Here is a 2,549-nt window from a genome sequence, read left to right as displayed (position 1 = left end):
TGTACTGACCGGAGACGTTGATTGAGAGCAGGCCGTTCTGATCGGTCACGTGGCTGGGGTCGAGTGTCTTTCAGCCAGGTCTCTGGCGAGCCGGCTGATGCGTTTGCGGGCTGTCTGCGGGGTGAGTATCTCGATGTGGTCGCCGAATTGGAGGAGTTGACGCACTGACTCGATGTCGGGGTAGCGGACGACGACGGTGCATGATCCGTTTTCCGCATCGGAGACATCATGGATGCGTGTGCCGAGGATGCGCCGCGCCAAGTCGAGGCCATGTTCTGGCAGGCGAAAGGTCACGCTCACGCGACCTTGCCCCTCGGTGCGTTCCTTCAACGCGGCCCATCTGGTGCGGAGGGTTTCGTCTGGTCGAAGAGCAACTGGCGCGTCGAGTCGTTCGTAGGCCGAGAGTCGTTCCAGAGCGAACAGCCGACCATCGCCCCTGTGATCGGCAACGAGATACCAGAGGCCGGACTTCGCCACGATCCCGTACGGGTCGACCACCCGCGTTGAGGCCTGATTCTCGGCGCTGCGCCGGTATTGGATTCGCAGTCGGCGTCGGTGCCGCAGGGCCGATGCCAGATCGGCTACGTCGACCGCTGCCTCTGAGTCGGCAAACCATGCGGTGCTGTCCACCAGCACTAGATCCGCCAGTCGCAGCGGGCTTGGGTACTCAGGTGGTGCGGCCTGACGGGCGGCGATCTTGCGTGCGGCCGACTCCCACATCGCAGACAGGCCCATGCGCTCACGTTGCGTGCTGTCCAAACCCGCTACGGAGAGTGCTTCCAGCTCTGGTGGTTCCAGATGGGATGCGTTGAGCCGTGCACCGGGGAGCAGGACGATCCCACCGTTGCGCCCGCGTTCGGCATAAACAGGCACCCCTGCAGTCGAGAGCGCCTCAACGTCGCGCAGCACAGTCCGCCGAGACACCTCCAGACGCTTGGCCAGCTCGGCGGTGGTGATGCGCTGGCGGGCCTGCAGGAGCAGCAAGAGGTGCAACAACCTTGAAGCCTTCACGCTGACCAATGTTCGCAGAAAAAGATGACAGGTTCTGTCGCGATTCGGCGATCAATTGAAGCGGTACCGAGAAACCACTGAGTTGAGGAGCGCTCTATGCCCGCACCGAACCTATTCCTGATCGGCGTCCGCGACGCCAAGTCCGCTACCACCTTCTACAGCGACCTGTTCGAGATCGAACCGACCTTCACCAGTCCCCACTACGTAGCTTTCGAGGTTGCCCCCGGCGTCCTGTTCGCGCTGTGGACCGGCTACAGCGAGCACGCGGTCCCGAACACCCCTCGCACAACCGAGGTCGGATTGATGGTGCCGGGACCACCGTCGGCAGTTGACGAAATCTTCACGAACTGGGTCTCAAAGGGAGTCCACGTCGTGGAGAGGCCGCACGACGCTGTCTTCGGTCGCACGTTCGTGATCACGGACCCCGACGGCAACCTCATTCGGGTATCCCCGGTGGACTGACCTGCACGCCCCACACCCGCCAAGTTCGTTCTCGAAGGGCCGACCACACACACGATGGTCGGCCCTTCGCCCTATCCAGGAGCGCAGAAATGTCACATCCGAACGCTGTCCTCACCCCGCGCCACCGCATGAAAGTCGCTCGACTCGTCGTTGACGACGGCTGGCCAATCAGCGAAGTAGCGGCCCGATTTCAGGTGTCCTGGCCGACCGTGAAGAGGTGGGTCGACCGCTACCTTGCAGGCGAGTCCATGCAGGATCGATCCTCACGTCCACGGAGGTCTCCGACTAAGACGCCCGAGACCGTCACGAAAAGGTGCATCAGCCTGCGACTGCGCCTGCGAGAAGGGCCGGTCCAACTCGCCGCGAGACTCGACATCGCCCCGTCGACAGTGCACCAAATCCTGCGATCAGCGCGACTGAACCGCCTCGCCTACCTCGATCGCGCGACCGGTGAACCCGTCCGGCGGTACGAGCACGACCACCCAGGATCACTTGTGCACGTGGACGTGAAGAAGCTCGGGAACATCCCCGATGGCGGCGGCTGGCGCTACGTCGGTCGCCGTCAAGGCGAGAAGCATCGCGTCGCGACACCGGGCAAGTCACGCAACGCCTACGGCGGCCCGAAGCTCGGATACGCATTCGTGCACACCATCATCGACGACCACTCTCGCGTCGCCTACACCGAGATTCACGATGACGAAACAGCCGTGACCGCAGTCGGCGTGCTACACCGCGCGGTCAAGTGGTTCGCCGAGCGCGGAGTCACCATCGAACGAGTGCTCTCGGACAATGGAGGTGCCTACCGGTCCTACCTGTGGCGCGACACGTGCGGCGCCCTCTCGATCACCCCGAAGTTCACGCGCCCTTACCGTCCCCAGACCAACGGCAAAGTAGAGCGCTTCCACCGCACCATGGCCGACGGCTGGGCCTACGCCCGCTGTTACACCAGCGAGCAACAACGCCGAGACGCTCTGCTGCCGTGGCTACACCACTACAACCAGCACCGCCCACACACCGCTTGCGGCAACCAGCCGCCGTACTCACGGTTAATCAACGTCCCCGATCAGTACACCTAG

The 2,549-nt window shown here is 63.4% G+C and carries 3 protein-coding genes; 2 read left to right on the top strand and 1 reads right to left on the bottom strand.

From position 1 onward, the window contains the following. Positions 1–45: 45 nt before the first annotated feature. A complete protein-coding gene (locus AB0C46_RS40655) occupies positions 46–1,011 on the bottom strand; it encodes a WYL domain-containing protein (RefSeq protein WP_362834170.1) in 966 nt (321 codons plus the stop codon). Positions 1,012–1,107: 96 nt separating this feature from the next. Between AB0C46_RS40655 and AB0C46_RS40650 the strand changes: the two genes are divergently transcribed. Together AB0C46_RS40650 and AB0C46_RS40645 are read left to right on the top strand one after the other, a co-directional pair. Beyond that, a complete protein-coding gene (locus tag AB0C46_RS40650) occupies positions 1,108–1,473 on the top strand; it encodes a VOC family protein (RefSeq protein ID WP_078638018.1) in 366 nt (121 codons plus the stop codon). A gap of 89 nt (positions 1,474–1,562) precedes the next feature. Further along, on the top strand, positions 1,563–2,549 hold the full coding sequence (locus tag AB0C46_RS40645; protein WP_362834169.1) for an IS481 family transposase: 987 nt from the start codon (positions 1,563–1,565) through the stop codon (positions 2,547–2,549).

It is taken from the genome of Streptomyces sp. NPDC048637, from assembly GCF_040650675.1.
In the GTDB taxonomy this organism is placed as follows: Bacteria; Actinomycetota; Actinomycetes; order Streptomycetales; family Streptomycetaceae; genus Streptomyces.
This window is presented reverse-complemented; position numbering and strand designations above follow the sequence as displayed.